Below are 15,308 nucleotides of genomic sequence, written 5' to 3'. Positions count from 1 at the left end.
ACGGCGAACGGAGAACAGCCCGATGATTCGCACGGCAATCGGTATCGGCGCACTCGCGCTCTCGTTGGGTACGGCGGTCCCACCGGCCGTCGCCGCCCCGGACGCCGTGACCGCGGCATGCGCGCTCGGGCTCGGGTCGATGGACATCAACATCCGCGGCGTGAACAGCCGGGTGCTGACGGCGGCCGGCGCGGGCACTGTCGTGAGTACGCCGAAGGTGTACGACACGCCGTACAACGTCGGCCAGCCGACCGCGTTCACCGCCGTACCGGCCGGGAACGGGCGGACCACGCGCAGCGGCAAGGTGGTGTGGGGCAGCGGGTACCTGATGCAGAGCACGTACACGATCGGGCCGGACGGGAAGCTGGTCGGGACGCCCGCGTTCCAGCGGATCGGGAACGGGTGGGGTGGACGGTTCCTGATCCAGTCGCAGTACAAGGCGTCGGCGGGGAGCAAGCCGACGCGGACGATGCTGTACCAGCAGGATCAGTACGGGCTGTTCGGGCGGTGGACGGATGTGGGGACGGGGCTGCGGAACACCGGGTACGTCAGCGGGATGAGCTCGATGAAGTCGTTCACGCTGATCGCGACGACGCCGACGTACGACATGTTCCTGGCAAACAACCGGGCGGGTGGGCTGTATACGGTGAAGGTACCGGTGACGGTGCCGCTGAAGCCGGTCATCACGCCGGTGCGGACGTCGAGCTGGCAGATCTTCGAGCAGTTGGTGTCGGCGCCGTGCGGTCGGGACGGGTCGCTCCTGCTGGGGATCGACAAGGACACCGACACCGGCTACCTGTACGCCGTCGGCCACGCAGCCGGTAGCAAGACCGTCATCAAATCCCTCGGCAAAGTCCCCACAACCTTCGCCGACTGGGACTACTTCCCCTTCACCCCCGCGTACAACCCGTTGAACGGCGGCTAAAGGACACGCATGGGCGGCTGGCAGAAAGGACACGCCTCCGGCGCGGCTGTTTGTTGGCCGACTTCGTCGGCGCGCGGGAGGTGTATGCCGGGCGGGCGTGTGCGGCGGGGCGGGTGCTCAACCGTGGCTGGTGGAATGGTCACGCCTTCGGCGTGGCTGTCTTGTTGCCGGAGGTCTGCGCCGGGCGAAGGTGTCCGGCGAGGCCGGACGTCCGACGTGAGTCGCCGGTGGGCGGGGTGTCTGACGTGAGCTGCTGGTGGGGCGGGTGTGCGACGTGAGTCGCCGGTGGGTCGGGTGTCCGGCGTAAGCCGCCGGTGGGCCGCGTTCGACGTAAGCCGCGGGCGGGGCCGGGGGCTGGCGGTATCCGGTCCGCATGATGTGAACCTCTCGCGGGTGATCATCCAGCTGTCGGGCGAGGGCTAGCGTGTGTTCACCCGGGGTTCGTAGCGTCGCGCGCATGATCACGACGCGACGGACGGTTTTGAAGGCTGGGGCTCTGGGGATCGGGCTGGCGGCGACGCCTGGGTTGGCGTTGGCGGCGCGGCCGCGGCGGACGCGGGTGCTGTTGGCAACCAACGAGCCCTGGGGGACTTACCACGCGCAACCGCTGCTGGCCGAGGCCAAGCGGCGTGGGTGGGAGCTGGTGCAGCTGGTGCCGGACCTGACGCAGGTCAAGCCGGGGGATCCGGTGCAGGTCGCGACGTTGAGCGACGTACCGCAGGCTGATCTGCTTGTGGTGAATGGAGCCGAGCCGTGGCCGGCTGACGTCGCCAAGGCGCTCAAGCGGTTGCCGATGGCAGCTAGTTCGTTGGCGTATCTGAAGCCGGTGGAAGCCCTGCGTGCCAAGGAGTTCCGGTCTCGGCTCGAGCTGGTGACGGCGGCGTCGCCGGCGGAGTCGGACGTGTTCGCGAAGTACCTCGGGTGGAAACGCCACGTCCGGATGGTCGGATCGGCGCAGACCGACGACCTGCCGAAGTACGCGCCGCAGAAGAATCGCGTTCTCGTGCTGACCAGCGTCACGCACCCCGACCAGACCGGCAACGCCGCGCCAGGTACCCAGCTCCTGCTCGACGCGGCCGCGAAGCTGCAGGCGGCGGGCAAGCACATCGTCGTCGGCCTGCACCCGCGCGAGGACCGGACCCTCTGGGACCAGTACGAGATCAGTGCGCTCGGCTCGGTCCCGGAGTCGGCGAGCGCGGAATGCGCTGTCGGAATCCCCGGAACGGTTTTCCCGATCGTCGCCGCGGTCGGCGTATCGCTGGTCGGGTGTGTGGATCCGAAGCTGCAGGTGCCGGACTACATCCTGAGTGTCTGCTCGTCGACGATCGACGCGCCGGAGCAGGCCGTCGCCGCGATCGCGAACGCCAGGCCGGCCAGTCGTGGCGCGGTGTTCGACGCGGTCGGGCCGATCGGTGGCTCGGCGCGGCGGCTGTACTCCGCGTGGCACGCGACGATTCAGCGCACCAGGTGCAACTTGACCGCCGCGGCGCCGACCTCGATCCGCTGACCCCAGCCGATGCTCAAGGTGTCGGACTCCATCCCGTCGCCGAACACCACCAGGTCCGACTCGGCGGTGATCGTCAGCGAGTCCGGTGCCTTGAGCAACCCTTCGGTGTTGTCCGTACCGGTCGCCGGTGACGGCCACGCCTCGCGGACGAACCAGCACAGCACCGGATCCGTCGGTGTTGGCAGCGCCATTGGACTCCGGCGTTCCTGCCAGGCGGACCGGCACCAGCCGGTCGATCCGGTGCCGGTGCCGACGAGGATCCCAGACGACGACTGCCGTTCGGGTAGGCCGTCCGGTGATGCGAGCTTGTAGCGGGCGGACTGGTGGCTGTGGTGGCCGACGTACACCTCGTTCAGCGCCAGCAGTTGCTGGCCGTCGTCGGTGCTCGCAGCAACCATCGTGTGCTCGGCAACTGTTGTGGTGCGCAACAGGTCCGCGATCGCGGCGGGCTCGTGCGGGACGAGTACGCCGGGGTTGCGCAGCGGCTCGGGGTTGATGCCGATCACCGGCTGCCCGTCCAGGTACTTCGCGACGTTCGCGACCAGCCCGTCCTGGCCGACCGCGATCACCACGTCCTCCGGGCCGAACCCGAACCGGTCGAGGTCGTTGCGCTCGGCAACCGCGCGCCGCCAGTCGAGCGGGATCGCGGCCGAGACCGTGGCCAGGGCGTCCTGCTGCGCCTGATGCCGGGCGTCGAGCTCGCCGAGGTCCCGGCCGCGCCCGGCCAGGAAGAACCCGGCCTGCTGGCGCGTCCCGTGCCGGGCGATCAGCTCGGTGAGCTCGGTGGCCCGGTGCACGATCACCGCCCGAGGTGGCAGGCTCACGCCGCGCCTCCCGTCGGCGCGCACGCCGCGCGGTTCACGACCGCTCCCCGGCGGTGAGCTTGGTGAGCAGCGGGGTGATCAGGTCCGGGGTCAGGTTCAGCGTGCCGATCTCCGGCAGTGCGCCCTGCTTGATCGCCATCGCGAGAATCGTGCCCTGGTCGAGCTCGGCGTACGCGTCCAGCAACGCCTTCTCGGCCGCCGCCTCCGCCGCACCGATCACCCGCTTCGCGTCCGCCTCGGCTTCGGCCAGCGCGCGCTGCCGCCCCGCCGCGGCTTGCGTCTCGATCTGACCGGCCGCCGCGGCCTCGGTCGCACGGGTGCGCTCGTTCTGACCGTGCTGGTTGACCAGCTGCTCCTCGCGGCGGGCCAGCTCGATCTGGTTCTGCAGCTCGTTCTCCGCGATTGACCGCTCGCGCTCGACGGCGAGCGCACGCCGTTCGTACGTCGCCTTGTCCGCCGCCTGCTGCACCATCTCGCGGGTGGGCGTCTGCAGCGCCTTCTCCACGTCCCGCTCGGCCCGGACGGCGACCACGCGGACGTCCTCGACGCCGATACCGAGCCCGGTCAGCCGCTCGTCCTCGCGCAGGCCGGTACCGACCGCCGTACGCAGCGCGGTCATGCCTTCGGACAGCGCCTCGGTGAGCGACATCCGGGCGAGCAGGTCGAGCGCGGTCTGCTGGGCCAGCTCGGTCAGCAGACCGCCGAGCTGCTCGAGCGGCGTCGAGCGCCACTGGCCGCTGTTCGGGTCGATGCCGAAGTCCAGGCGGCTCGCGGCCAGCGCCGGGTCGGTCACGCGGTACGTGACGGTCGCCTGCACCGCGACGTCCTGGAAGTCCTGGGTCCGTCCGTGGAACAGCAGCGGCTGCTCGCGGTCGTCGATCGGGACCTCGCTCAGCGACGAGTTCAGCGCCCGGAACCAGAACGCCTGGCCGGCGCCGTCGTGCGCGAGCTTGCCGTTGCGCAGGTGCCGCACGTGGGTGGTCGGGTTGGCCCGCAGGTGACTGATGAAGCCGAACCGGGTGATGTCTGCCATCTCTTGCTCTCCTTGTCGTCACTATGACGATAAGGGTCGGAATGGCTTCTCGTCAAGGTGACGATTAAGGTGGGCGGATGGACTTCGTACCGCTCGGACTGGCCACCGACCTGGTCATCCTGACCGTCCGCGACGGGCGCCTGCAGGTGCTGCTGATCCGCCGCGGCATCCCGCCGTACCAGGGGAGATGGGCGCTGCCCGGCGGGTTCGTCCGGCCGGACGAGGACCTCGAGGCGGCGGCGCGCCGGGAGCTGGCGGAGGAGACCGGCCTGTCCGCGGACCGGCTGCACCTCGAACAGGTCGCGACGTACGGCGCCCCGGACCGGGACCCGCGCGGGCGGGTCGTGAGCGTCGCGTACCTGGCGCTCGTCCCGGATCTGCCCGCACCGGTGGCCGGCTCGGACGCGGCGTCGGCCGGGTGGATCGACGTACGGGAGGCGGGCGAGCTGGCGTTCGACCACGGGCGGATCCTGGCCGACGCGGTGGAGCGGGCGCGGGCGAAGCTCGAGTACTCGCCGTTGGCGACCGCGTTCTGCCCGCCGGAGTTCACGATCTCCGAGCTCCGTGGCGTCTACGAGGCCGTGTGGGGCATCCCGCTCGACCCGCGCAACTTCCACCGCAAGGTCACCAAGACCGCCGACTTCGTCACCCCGGTGGGCGCCACCACGACCCGGGACGGCGGCCGTCCGGCCCAGCTGTTCCAGCGCGGTACGGCAACCGTGCTGCATCCGCCGATGACCCGTTGACCTCCAGTCCACTGGAGGTGGTTGCCTGGCACCCATGACCTTCGCCGGACGCCACGTCCTCGTCACCGGAGCCGGCCGCGACACCGGCCGCAAGCTCGCGCTCGCCTTCGCCGCCCGCGGCGCGTACGTCCTGGCCACCGCCCGGACCGGAGCCGCCGCCGAGGAGACGGCCGAGCTGATCCGGGCCGCGGGCGGCCACGCGACTCCCGCCGTACTCGACCTCGCCGATCCCGCGTCGATCGAGCGCCTGGACGTCGACCGGCTCGACGTACTCGTGAACAGCGGCGCCCGCTACCTCGAAGGTACGGCGGACGCCGACGCCATCGGCGACACGATCGGCGGTGCGGCGATCGGTACCGTGCTGCTCACCGAGCGGCTGCTGCCGCTGCTCAGGGCCTCTCCGGCCGCGGACATCGTCAACCTGATCTCGGCCGCCGGCGAGCCCGGGCACCACCGCTCAGCCGCGCACCCCGCCTTCTATGCCGCCAAACACGCGCAGGCCGGGTACGCCGAGATCCTCTCCGAACGGCTCCGTCCCGAGGGAATCCGCGTCATCTCGCTGTTCCCGCCCGACTTCGCGCAGGACGGGCCACGCGAAGCGGGCGCACCGCTGACAGCGGACTCGGTCGTCGAGTGTGTGCTGTTCGCGGTGGGTCAGCCGCGAGACTGTTTCATCCGAGCTTTCGCGTTCGAACAGCTAGCTCTTCCGCGGTGATCAGGTTGGTGTGGGTGCCGGGGGAGGTGCAGGCCCAGGAGGCGGCCAGCGTCGCGGACTGGGCCGCCTCGTGCCAGGACGCGCCGTCCAGGTAGCGGGCCAGGAACGCGGCCACGTAGGCGTCGCCGGCGCCGTTGGTGTCGACGACCGGGCGGTCCGGGAGGTCGATCGCCGGGAAGTGCCGGGGCTTCTCGCCGCGGAGATGCAGGTAGCTGCCGTCGGCGCCGGCCATCGCGACCACCACGTCCGCGCGGCCGTTCGCGAGGATCCAGTCGACGCCGTCGTCGGGCAGCGCGGCCTTCGACACGAACACGATGTCGGACGCCGTCGCGAAATCCTTGTGGTGGTCGTTGCGGCCGTCCCAGTCGTGCAGGTCGGTCGAGATCGAGCGGTCGGCGGCGATCGCGTCACCGAGCGCGTCCCGGGCGAAGTCCATGATCGACACGTGCACGTGTTCGGCGCGGCGGATCAGCGGCCGCCACAGGTTCGGGTCGACGCGGAGGCCGGCCGGGTGCCGGGCGTCGTACATCGACAGCCGGCGGCCGTCCGGGGCGACCAGGTTGACCGAACGGCGGGTGCCGCTCGGGTGCAGCACGACCCGCAACGGGATCCCGAGATCCTCGTACGCCCGCCGGATCCGCGCCCCCTCCGGATCGTCGCCGATCACGTCCACCAGCCCCGCGTTCAGCCCGAGCAGGTGACACCCGAGCGCGACACCGTGCCCGGTGTGCGCCAGGTACGTCTCGATCGGCTCCACCGGAACCGTGTCCACATCCGCCAACGGCAGGCCCGGCACCCGCACGATCGTGTCGATGCCCACTCCGCCGATCACCAGCACATCCAACTCCACGGGTCCCGTCATACCCGACTTTCGCCAAGGATCACAGGTGCCTTTCGCCAGCTGAACGCAGAGTCGGTATCCGCACACACTCAGTCCATGCTCAGTCGCCGAACGCTCATCACCACAACCCTCCTCACCCCACTCGGCGCCTTCGGCGCCTCGCCGGAGAGAGGAGGAACAGCTGCGCTCGGAGCCGGCACCCCCGCCGCCGCAAGGGGTGCTGCTGGCGCCGCGCGCGGCGCGGGTGGCGCAGGTGCTGCGGGGGGCGCGGGTGCTGCGGCTGCGATGCACGCAGGTGGGGGCGCCGCCGCACCCACGATGGGTGGTGCACCCGTGGCGGGTGCTGCGGGTGCGGGTGGTGTGCACGCCTCAGGCGGGGTGGCGGGGCCTGCCGTGGTGCCGATTCGGCTGCCTCGGCCTACGGGGGCGTTTGCTGTGGGGACTACTGAGCTGCATCTGGTGGATTCGGGGCGGGAGGATCCGTTCGTGGGTGGGCGGGTGCGGGAGCTGATGGTCAGCGTCTGGTATCCGGCCGCGCGGCGTACGGCGCCTGCCGTCTATCTCCCGCCGTTGACGGCTGAGGTGTACGCCGAGGGCGCGGCGGTCGCGCTCGAGCAACCCGTGGGGACTGTGGACTGGGTGGGAGCGCGAACGCATGCGGGTCTGATGGCGCCGGTGCATCCCGGGAAGCGGCCGGTGGTGCTGTTCTCGCCGGGGTTCGGCGTACCGCGGGGGCTCGCGTCGATCGGCGTCGCCGAGCTGGCCAGTCGTGGGTACGTCGTCGTCGCCGTCGACCACACGTACGAGGCCGCCGCCGTCCAGTTCCCCGGGAACCGGGTCGAACTCCAGACCCTCCCGCCGGCGCCGCACGCCCTCCGCGCCCGCACCACCCGGTACGACGATCTCCGCTTCGTCCTCGACTCCCTCGAACACCTCGCCCACGGCCGCAACCCCGACGCCGACCACCGAAATCTCCCACCGGGCCTGGGCGGACTGCTCGACCTCGACCGGATCGGCGCGTACGGGCACTCCGCCGGCGGGCTCAGCACGATCGACCTGCTCGTCGGCGACCCGCGGATCCGCGCCGCGATCGACCTCGACGGCGAACTCGGCTACGGGTACGACGACCCCGCCGACTGCCCGACCGTCGCGGCTGGCACCGACCGCCCGTTCCTCCTGATGGGCTCCGGCGCGATCGGCCCCGGACCGCACGACCACCACACCGACCCGTCCTGGAACCTCTTCTGGCGCAACTCGACCGGCTGGCAGCGCGACCTGAACCTTCCCAACGGCCGGCACTACAGCTTCATCGACCACCAGGCCCTGATCCCGTGGTTCCAGCGCTTCTTCCCGGTCCCACCGGACCTCGTCGAGAACACCGTCGGTACGGCGGACGCGGGCAAGGTACTCCGCGCCCTCCGCACCTACATCCCGGCGTTCTTCGACCAGCACCTCCGGCGCCGCCCGGCACCCGCGATCTGGCGCCGGGCGCTGCCGGAGACGGCGTTCATCGCTTGATCGGCGCCCCGGTCTTCTCCTGGAGCTCGTCGAACGTGACGCCCTCGGCGAGCTCCACCAGCTGCAGCCCGTCGTCGGTCACGTCGAGCACCGCGAGGTCGGTGATGATCCGGTTGACCACGCCGCGGCCGGTGTACGGCAGGTCGCACTCCGCGAGGATCTTGTGCGACCCGTCCTTCGCGACGTGTTCCATCAGCACGATCACCTTCTTGGCACCGTGCACCAGGTCCATCGCGCCGCCCATCCCCTTGACCATCTTGCCGGGGATCATCCAGTTCGACAGGTCGCCGGTCGCGGACACCTGCATCGCGCCGAGGATCGCGGCGTCGATCGCGCCGCCGCGGATCATCCCGAAGGACAGCGCCGAGTCGAAGAACGATGCCCCGGGCAACGTCGTGACGGTCTCCTTGCCGGCGTTGATCAGGTCCGGGTCCTCCTCGCCCTCGACCGGATACGGCCCGACGCCGAGGATGCCGTTCTCGGACTGCAGGACGACCGTGACGCCGTCCGGGATGTAGTTCGGCACCATCGTCGGCAGCCCGATGCCGAGGTTCACGTACTGCCCGTCCTCGAGCTCGGCCGCGGCCCGGGCCGCCATCTGCTCACGCGTCAACGGCATCTCAGGCATCCTTCCGCGGCTGGACCGTACGCTTCTCGATCGGCTTCTCGATGTCCTTGCCAACGGCAACGACGCGCTGGACGTAGACGCCCGGCAGGTGGATCGAGTCCGGGTCCAGCTCACCAGGCTGGACCAGCTCCTCGACCTGCGCGATCGTCACCCGGCCGGCCATCGCGGCCAGCGGGTTGAAGTTCCGCGCGCTGCGGTCGAACACCAGGTTCCCGTGGGTGTCGCCCTTGAGCGCGTGCACGAGCCCGAAGTCGGTGGTGATCGACTCCTCCAGCACGTACGTCGTGCCGTTGATCTCCCGGGTCTCCTTCGGCTCCGAGGCCTTCGCGACCGACCCGTCGGTGTTGTACTTCTGCGGCAGCCCGCCCTCGGCCACCTGGGTACCGACGCCGGCCAGCGTGTAGAACGCCGCGATCCCGCAGCCGCCCGCGCGGAGCTTCTCGGCCAGCGTGCCTTGCGGCGTCAGCTCGACCTCGAGCTCGCCGGACAGGAACTGCCGGGCGAACTCCTTGTTCTCCCCGACGTACGACGAGGTCATCTTGGCGATCCGCTTGTCGCCGAGCAGGATGCCGAGCCCCCAGCCGTCGACGCCGCAGTTGTTCGACACGACGCTGAGTCCGGAGACCCCCTTGTCGTGCAGCGCCCTGATCAGCTCCATCGGGTTGCCGGACAACCCGAACCCGCCGACCGCGAGGCTCGCGCCGTCCTCGATGTCCGCCACCGCTTCCTGCGGCGACCCGTACGTCTTGTCCATCAGCTGCTCCGTTGCAGTGTCGGTCCCGATTAGCTCCCGACTCTAACCAGCGGCACAGCTCGCCGCGATGTGGCTGACCCCACATGCGCGCCGGGGGGATATGCCGCGGCGGACTACGCCGACGCTTCGGACGCCTTCAGGGCCGCCAGCTCGTGCAATGCCTCGTAGTGCGCGTCAGGCAGCTCAGGGATCGTCAGTACGGCGGACAGGTGCGCCCGCGCCGCCGGGAGGTTCCCTGAACCGCGTGCTGCACGCCCTAGCCCGATCCTGGCGGCTGCCACGGTCTCGGGGAGGTCTGCGTGCTCCCCGATCGCCAGGGCCCGGCTGTAGTCCTCGTGAGCGTCTTCCAGCTTTCCTAGCCGCCGGTAGAGGTCAGCCCGCTCGCACAGCAGCAGGGCGGTCTCCTCGGTGAGGCATAGGTGCTCGGCCAGCTCCAGGGCCTCGGTTGTGGCGTCCAGGGGCTCGTCGACGACCTGCCGGAGCGCACTGAGCGCCAGGAACATGCCCCAGCGGTCCTCTAGCATCCGGAAGCGCCCCAGCGCCGTACGGAGCGCCTGAGCGGCCTCACCGGGAGGCCCTGGCGTAGTTAGGCCCGGGTACCCGCGGCAGAGCTCAACGGCTGCCCGGGTCCACGCGTCGCCGCTCTCGTTCCGCTCGAGCACCTCGTCGACCACCTCGGCCGGTTCGAACGGCCCGAAGACCAGCGACCACAACAGCACGGTGATGGAGTACTGGAATGGTGCCGTGGCCGTCAGGACGATCTGCTGGGCGAGCTCGACCTGCTCCTGCTCCGCGGACGCGGCGCCGTGGATGACGGCCAGCAGGTACTCCTCGTCCAGGCCGACCGGGACGGTCCGGCCGAGCATGCTGAGCACTCGCTCGGCCGCCGCCGCAGCCTCGTCCTGGAGCCCGTGCGACCACCAGTACGCCGAATAACGCGCGACCAGCCGGAGGGCGGTCCGTAGGTCGCTCTCGCACGCACGTTCGATCGCGCTGACGACCTGGTCCGCCTCCAGCCCGTGTGGTTCGCCGGAGCCCCCCAAGTTCACGTGCTTCATTGTCTCCCGGTCGTGTTAACGCCGTGTCACGGGCCCCTAGAAACGGAGGACGCCCCAAGTGGACGGCTGGTGCATGTCTTCGATGCCCTGCGGCGACCAGACCCAGAACTCGATCTGTTCGCCCTTCACGTACGCGCCGTCGACCACCTCGTGCGGCCACTGGCAGCGCATCAGGTTCATCCGCCACTCGTCACCCGGATTCGGCGGCGTCGCCCGGCCCTGGTTATACGGCGCGAGGTCCGCCCACGGTACGGCGAGCTCCACCGTCCAGCCGGTGTCGGTGTCCGACGGGTCGTTCAGCGTGCCGTCGACGTGCACCGCGGTCCGCAGACCGGGCAGATTCGACGGGTCGATCGGTACGCCGCCGTCGATGTACGGCTTCGGCAGCGTGAGCTCCCAGATCGTGCCGAGCGGGTTGATCTCGAACTCGTAGTAGTTCTGGCCGTCACCGTCCGGATCGAGGAACAGCTCGAAGTTGTTCTCGAAGTACAGCCGGCTGTTGTGCTCGGACATCGTCGACCAGACGTGCGGCTCCTCGAGTTCGCCGCCGACGTACAGGTACTGGTCGTCGTACATCAGCTTGGATCGGGTCCGGAACCGCGGCGTGGGGCCGTCGGCGATCGGGACGAAGTCGGTGGTCCAGGCGGCGGACGCCCAGGCCGGGTCGGTCAGGGTGCCGTCGAGGTTCGGCGCGGTGGCGGTCCGGCGGCACTCGTAGACGGGCAGGTCAGGCATCGGCACGCTCCAGCAGTCGGGCGACGAGATTGGCGAGCAGGAAGGTGATCGCGGTCAGCACCGGTACGGCGGCGATGATCCACGGTGAATCGAGGTGGCCGGTGAGGAACGCGACGACCAGCGCGACCATGAAGGCCACGCCGAGGAACGGGATCAGCTTCGGGTGCGGCATCGCCAGCCGGCTCAGCGCGAGCCCGCCGAGCACCATCGTGACGACCACGATCAGCACCAGCAGCGGCAGGCCGAGCGCACCGCAGTTCGTGGTGTCCCGGAACCGCTCGCAGCCGCGCTCGCTCAGCCACACCCCGGCGACGGTCGCGAACCCGGACAGCAGCCCGACCACGGCCAGAATCAGGGCCGGCGGCAACGGCGGGACGCCGTTCCGCCCCGGACGCTCCTGCTCGGACTCGTCGCCGTCCTCCTCCTGGCTCATTGCGGCAGGTTATCGGGCTCCCAGAGAGTTCGCGACGGCATCGCGCACGTCGGTTTCGCTCGGTACCGCCGTCCCTTGCTCGGCCGCCAGCTCGGCGAGCGAGACCATCGTCACGTCGTGCAGCCCACAGCTCGTGAACGTGTGAAAGACAGTCATGTCCGGGGCGACGTTCACCGAGAACCCGTGACTGGTCACGCCGCGCCGGATCCGCATCCCGATCGAGCACAGCTTCCGCCCGTCCGCGGTCCAGACCCCGACCAGGCTGCTCGCGCCCTGCGGGGTGTCCCGGCGGACCAGCGGGAACCCGAGCGAGCCGAGCGCGTCGATCAGCCCGTTCTCGACCCAGCGGACGATGTCGACCGGGCCGCGCTGATGCAGGTCGACGACCAGGTACCCCACCAGCTGGCCAGGGCCGTGGTACGTCGCGAAGCCGCCGCGGTCGACCTGCACGGTCGGAATCCCGGCCGCCTCCGCGGGCAGGTCGTCGAGGACCGTCCGCGGGCCGTACGTGATCCCCGGCGGGTGACTCAGCAGGAACAGCCGGTCCTCGGCCTTCCCCTCGACGCGTTCCTCGACCCAGCGGCGCATGTCCTTCGCCGCGACGTCGTACTCCACCTCACCGAGATCAACCCGCTGCATACGTTCACACTAGGCCGTACGGTGCCCGGTGCAGGATGTCGTACAGCACCTTGCGGTAGACCTTGCTGCCTTCCGGCTGCAGCCACGCGTGCAGCTCGCGTGCGGCTGACTGTGCCGACAGACACGTGACCTTCGCGTCTGCACGGTCCTGAGTGCGGACCGTGCCGCCCGTGTCCGGGTGAATGACCAGGAAGCCGCGTACGTCGACCTCACGCAGCCGACCGCGCCAGGACTCGACAGCCGCCTCAAGAGCGGGCGCAGGGCTCTGTAAGGGCTGCCCGTCCAGCTGTAGGCCACCGTAGGGGTCCAACGAGTACGTCCCGCCCGGGCCGACGATCGAAACGATCAACGCCGCACGGTGGCCGTTCAGCAGCAGGTGATCGACCACCATGGCTCCGAGCTGCGCCCCGTTGACGAGCTTCGCGCCGGGCAACGCCGTCAGCACCGGGTCCAGCAGGTTCGCAGTACGCCGCTGGAGCAGGCCGTCGTACGGCGAGATCGGCGCCGCCAGCGTGTCGCTGACGAGCGGCTCACCGGGCTTGCCCCACAGGTTGAACTCGAACGCCGCCTCCCGGTCGATGACGCGGTCCAGATCGTGGTACCTCGACCAACGCCCGGTGACGAACCGCACCACGAACAGCCCTGCGACCAGGGCGACGATCAGCGCCTTGTCCGCCCCGGCCATCGCGACGTGCGCGAACGGCAGCAGCGTGACCAGGTAGACGATCCCCATCAGCACGCCCAGCACCTTGAACAGACCACGGAGCGGCACCCGGCGGCTCCAGTGCGGCGGCAGCACGACCACGACCATCGAAGCCGTGGCGACGGCGAGGACATACGCCATGAACCCGGTGTAGTGCGTGGACACGAGCACGATGCCGACCAGCACCACGTAGACGCCCAGCGCGACCATCCCCGGGATCCGCCACTGGCCGAACGTCGGGTAGATCAGCACCGGGCCGACGCCGCCCGGCCGCACCGGGTCCGGGCCGGACGGCTCGCTGGACCACGGTTGATCGGTCGACCAGGTCCACTGCGGGTCAGGTTGCCGTGGTGGTTCCGGCGCCGGCCGGGGCGGTGGCGGGGTCGGGTGGCCGTCGAGGGAGCGGTCGTACGCGGCTCGCTTCGCCGGGTCCGAGAGCGTGTTCCACGCGTCCTGCACCAGCCGGAACAGCGCCGCGTTGCCGCCCTGGTCCGGGTGCACCTTCAGGGCCATCTTCCGGTACGCCGACTTGATCTCCGCCGCGCTGGCCGTGCGCTCGACGTTCAGCACCTCGTAGTGATCGGCCCCGCTCAACCCCTGCACCTCCGAGACGCTTCCGAACGCACTGAGGGCCAGTCACCGCAGTGACTGACCCTCAATGGTGGTCGGGCTGACAGGATTTGAACCTGCGACCTCTTCGTCCCGAACGAAGCGCGCTACCAAGCTGCGCCACAGCCCGAAGTCGCGAGTAGCTTACATGGGCTCAGCGTCCGGACGAAATCGGGTTTATCCGGGGCACCAAAGTGAGCAGCGTCGCCTCCGGCCGGCAGGCGAATCTGACCGGCGCGTACGGCGACGTCCCGAGCCCCGCGGAGACGTGCAGAGCCGCCTGGCGGCCGCCGTGTCCCCAGGTCGACAGCCCCTTCACGCGGGACGTGTCGAGGTCGCAGTTCGTCACCAGGGCGCCGTACAACGGCACCGCCAACTGCCCGCCGTGCGTGTGCCCGGCGAGGATCAACGGGTACCCGTCGCCGACGAATCCGTTCAGCACCCGCTGGTACGGCGCGTGCGTGACACCGATCGACAGGTCCGCCGACGGATCGATCGCGCCCGCGACCTCGTCGTACCGGTCGCGCTTGATGTGCGGGTCGTCGGTGCCGGCGAAGTCCAGCCGCAGGCCGTTGACCTTCAGCGACGCCTTCGCGTTGTTCAGGTCGGTCCAGCCGGCGCCGGTGAACGAGCGGCGCATCTCCTCGAACGGCAGGTTCGGCCCGTGCGGCTTGTGCCGCTGCTTGTTCGCGGGCAGCAGGTACTTTCCCGGGTTCTTGAAGTGCGGCTTCCAGTAGTCGTTCGACCCGAACACGAACACCCCCGGCAGATCGAGCAGATCGCCGTACGCCCGAAGCAGCGGGCGGACCGACTCCTCGTTGGAGATGTTGTCGCCGGTGTTCACGACCAGATCCGGCTCGAGCGCGGCGAGATCGTTCACCCAGCGGATCTTCCGCTCCTGCGTCGGCATCAGATGCAGATCGGACAGGTGCAGCACCTTCAACGGCGCCGTGCCCTCCGGCAACACCGGCACCGTGAACCGCCGCAGCGTGTACCACCGCACCTCGACACCGGCCGCATACGCGACACAAGCGGCTCCCAGCGCCGTGACCGCCGCGGTGGTCTTCAGGGCGGTCCTCGCGAAACTCATTCCTCCAGCCTGCCACAATCTCTGGTATGTCCAACTCCGGAATGAAGCAGCGCCTGCACGACGACATGACCGCCGCCCTCAAGGCGCGCGACGAGATCCGCAAGTCGACGCTGCGGATGGCGCTCACCGCGATCACCAAGGCGGAGGTGTCCGGCAAGGAGGCCCGCGAGCTCAGCGACGCCGAGATCGTCGACGTACTCAGCTCCGAGGCGAAGAAGCGCCGCGAATCCGTCACCGCCTACCGCGACGCCGGCCGCGCCGAACTCGCCGACAAGGAACAGGCCGAGGCGGACATCCTCGCCGAGTACCTGCCCGAGCAGCTCACCGAAGACGAGATCAAGACCCTGGTCACCGAGACCATCGCCGTCACCGGCGCCGCCGAACTGGGCCCCCGCGGCATCGGCAAGGTCATGGGCGCCCTCCAACCCAAGGTCAAGGGCAAGGCCGACGGCGCCATCGTCTCCGCCGAAGTAAAGCGCCAGCTCGGCGTCTGAAGCGAAGCGCCTGAAACGAACAGAGGGCCTCGTCCGTTGCCGGACGAGGCCCTCCA

At 70.0% G+C, this 15,308-nt stretch carries 17 protein-coding genes and 1 tRNA gene; 6 read left to right on the top strand and 12 right to left on the bottom strand.

Going from position 1 to position 15,308, the window contains the following annotated elements:
• Nucleotides 1-22: 22 nt before the first annotated feature.
• Both ACXJJ3_RS19945 and ACXJJ3_RS19940 read left to right on the top strand, forming a co-directional pair.
• Complete coding sequence (locus tag ACXJJ3_RS19945) at nt 23-925, top strand: hypothetical protein (RefSeq protein ID WP_458171712.1); 903 nt, start codon at nt 23-25, stop codon at nt 923-925.
• A 457-nt stretch (nt 926-1,382) separates the two neighbouring features.
• On the top strand, nt 1,383-2,432 hold the full coding sequence (locus ACXJJ3_RS19940; RefSeq protein WP_458171711.1) for a hypothetical protein: 1,050 nt from the start codon (nt 1,383-1,385) through the stop codon (nt 2,430-2,432).
• On the opposite strand, the gene ACXJJ3_RS19935 is transcribed toward ACXJJ3_RS19940, so the two are convergent.
• Together ACXJJ3_RS19935 and ACXJJ3_RS19930 are read right to left on the bottom strand one after the other, a co-directional pair.
• Nucleotides 2,381-3,256: a hypothetical protein gene (locus tag ACXJJ3_RS19935; RefSeq protein ID WP_458171710.1), complete on the bottom strand. Its 876-nt coding sequence runs from the start codon at nt 3,254-3,256 to the stop codon at nt 2,381-2,383. The genes ACXJJ3_RS19940 and ACXJJ3_RS19935 overlap by 52 nt on opposite strands.
• A 34-nt stretch (nt 3,257-3,290) precedes the next feature.
• Nucleotides 3,291-4,289, bottom strand: coding sequence for an SPFH domain-containing protein (locus ACXJJ3_RS19930; protein WP_458171709.1), 999 nt, complete (start codon nt 4,287-4,289; stop codon nt 3,291-3,293).
• Nucleotides 4,290-4,366: 77 nt separating this feature from the next.
• Here ACXJJ3_RS19930 and ACXJJ3_RS19925 point away from each other — a divergent pair, with 77 nt between their 5' ends.
• The gene (locus tag ACXJJ3_RS19925) at nt 4,367-5,035 is read left to right on the top strand and encodes an NUDIX hydrolase (protein WP_458171708.1); all 669 of its coding nucleotides are present in this window, start codon (nt 4,367-4,369) and stop codon (nt 5,033-5,035) included.
• Between the two features lie 34 nt (nt 5,036-5,069).
• Nucleotides 5,070-5,750, top strand: coding sequence for an SDR family NAD(P)-dependent oxidoreductase (locus ACXJJ3_RS19920; RefSeq protein ID WP_458171707.1), 681 nt, complete (start codon nt 5,070-5,072; stop codon nt 5,748-5,750).
• Here the strand turns inward: ACXJJ3_RS19920 and ACXJJ3_RS19915 are convergent.
• Nucleotides 5,707-6,600 carry a carbohydrate kinase family protein gene (locus ACXJJ3_RS19915; protein ID WP_458171706.1) on the bottom strand — a complete coding sequence of 298 codons (894 nt, stop codon included), beginning with the start codon at nt 6,598-6,600 and terminating at the stop codon, nt 5,707-5,709. The genes ACXJJ3_RS19920 and ACXJJ3_RS19915 overlap by 44 nt on opposite strands.
• Nucleotides 6,601-6,687: 87 nt before the next feature.
• On the opposite strand from ACXJJ3_RS19915, the gene ACXJJ3_RS19910 reads away from it, so the two are divergent.
• On the top strand, nt 6,688-8,109 hold the full coding sequence (locus ACXJJ3_RS19910; RefSeq protein ID WP_458171705.1) for an alpha/beta hydrolase family protein: 1,422 nt from the start codon (nt 6,688-6,690) through the stop codon (nt 8,107-8,109).
• Here the strand turns inward: ACXJJ3_RS19910 and ACXJJ3_RS19905 are convergent.
• The 9 genes from ACXJJ3_RS19905 to ACXJJ3_RS19865 all read right to left on the bottom strand — a co-directional run bounded on the left by ACXJJ3_RS19905 (nt 8,099) and on the right by ACXJJ3_RS19865 (nt 14,758).
• Entirely contained in the window at nt 8,099-8,728 is a 630-nt protein-coding gene (locus ACXJJ3_RS19905) for a CoA transferase subunit B (RefSeq protein ID WP_458171704.1), read from the bottom strand. The two genes, ACXJJ3_RS19910 and ACXJJ3_RS19905, sit on opposite strands and share 11 nt — an antisense overlap.
• A gap of 1 nt (nt 8,729) precedes the next feature.
• Nucleotides 8,730-9,491 (bottom strand): CoA transferase subunit A, encoded by a 762-nt coding sequence (locus ACXJJ3_RS19900; protein ID WP_458171703.1) that lies wholly within the window; start codon nt 9,489-9,491, stop codon nt 8,730-8,732.
• A gap of 113 nt (nt 9,492-9,604) precedes the next feature.
• Entirely contained in the window at nt 9,605-10,540 is a 936-nt protein-coding gene (locus ACXJJ3_RS19895; protein ID WP_458171702.1) for a tetratricopeptide repeat protein, read from the bottom strand.
• A 45-nt stretch (nt 10,541-10,585) separates the two neighbouring features.
• Nucleotides 10,586-11,284 (bottom strand): carbohydrate-binding family 9-like protein, encoded by a 699-nt coding sequence (locus tag ACXJJ3_RS19890; protein WP_458171701.1) that lies wholly within the window; start codon nt 11,282-11,284, stop codon nt 10,586-10,588.
• Nucleotides 11,277-11,717: a hypothetical protein gene (locus ACXJJ3_RS19885; RefSeq protein ID WP_458171700.1), complete on the bottom strand. Its 441-nt coding sequence runs from the start codon at nt 11,715-11,717 to the stop codon at nt 11,277-11,279. The genes ACXJJ3_RS19890 and ACXJJ3_RS19885 overlap by 8 nt, the downstream gene beginning before the upstream one ends.
• Before the next feature lie 9 nt (nt 11,718-11,726).
• The gene (gene lipB / locus ACXJJ3_RS19880; protein WP_458171699.1) at nt 11,727-12,356 is read right to left on the bottom strand and encodes a lipoyl(octanoyl) transferase LipB; all 630 of its coding nucleotides are present in this window, start codon (nt 12,354-12,356) and stop codon (nt 11,727-11,729) included.
• A 4-nt stretch (nt 12,357-12,360) separates the two neighbouring features.
• On the bottom strand, nt 12,361-13,653 hold the full coding sequence (locus ACXJJ3_RS19875; protein WP_458171698.1) for a J domain-containing protein: 1,293 nt from the start codon (nt 13,651-13,653) through the stop codon (nt 12,361-12,363).
• A 68-nt stretch (nt 13,654-13,721) separates the two neighbouring features.
• Nucleotides 13,722-13,798, bottom strand: a tRNA-Pro gene (locus ACXJJ3_RS19870).
• A gap of 24 nt (nt 13,799-13,822) precedes the next feature.
• Nucleotides 13,823-14,758 (bottom strand): metallophosphoesterase, encoded by a 936-nt coding sequence (locus ACXJJ3_RS19865; protein ID WP_458171697.1) that lies wholly within the window; start codon nt 14,756-14,758, stop codon nt 13,823-13,825.
• 26 nt (nt 14,759-14,784) lie between these two features.
• Between ACXJJ3_RS19865 and ACXJJ3_RS19860 the strand changes: the two genes are divergently transcribed.
• A complete protein-coding gene (locus ACXJJ3_RS19860) occupies nt 14,785-15,252 on the top strand; it encodes a GatB/YqeY domain-containing protein (RefSeq protein WP_458171696.1) in 468 nt (155 codons plus the stop codon).
• Nucleotides 15,253-15,308: the final 56 nt, after the last annotated feature.

Source organism: Kribbella sp. WER1 (genome assembly GCF_054189145.1).
The sequence above is the reverse complement of the archived record's forward strand: the minus strand, read 5'-3'. Positions and strand labels throughout refer to the sequence as shown.